The sequence below is a fragment of the Sinorhizobium sp. P24N7 genome (assembly GCF_042436655.1).
Classification (GTDB): domain Bacteria; phylum Pseudomonadota; class Alphaproteobacteria; order Rhizobiales; family Rhizobiaceae; genus Sinorhizobium; species Sinorhizobium meliloti_A.
Genome location: NZ_JBHMIW010000157.1, coordinates 1 through 388, shown reverse-complemented (window position 1 = coordinate 388; position 388 = coordinate 1). Strand labels below are relative to the sequence as shown.

Here is a 388-nt window from a genome sequence, read left to right as displayed (position 1 = left end):
CCATGTGCCGTTTGGTTGTGGGTCGATAGACCTCTGAAATTCCGACTATAGGACGGCAAGTTTCATGCAACCTTCGGGGGCTACAGTGATTGCTTGAAGAGGGTATCTCCGTCTTCTCCGAAGAGCATGAGACTCAACCGATATTCGCCCGGCCGCACGGGTAGCCGGCCGGGCGATAGGTCTGCAGATTCCGAGGACATCTTCAGAGCCCGGCTCTCAGACTCTCCAGGTGCAAATGTCGCATTTCGTGCAGCTGCAGATATACATTGACGCACGCTTGCAGTTCTTCGGGCAGGACCGGCTTGACGATGCAGTCGGTCGCACCTGCCGCAAATGCTCGTCGCATGTTGGCCGCGTGAGAGACGAGATGAATGGTGGGGGCTAGATC

At 56.7% G+C, this 388-nt stretch carries 1 protein-coding gene; it reads right to left on the bottom strand.

The window, feature by feature from the left end; all coding sequences use genetic code 11:
• Positions 1 to 202: 202 nt before the first annotated feature.
• On the bottom strand, positions 203 to 388 hold a 186-nt coding region (locus tag ACFHWW_RS34420; RefSeq protein WP_379943877.1), incomplete at its 5' end, for a hypothetical protein.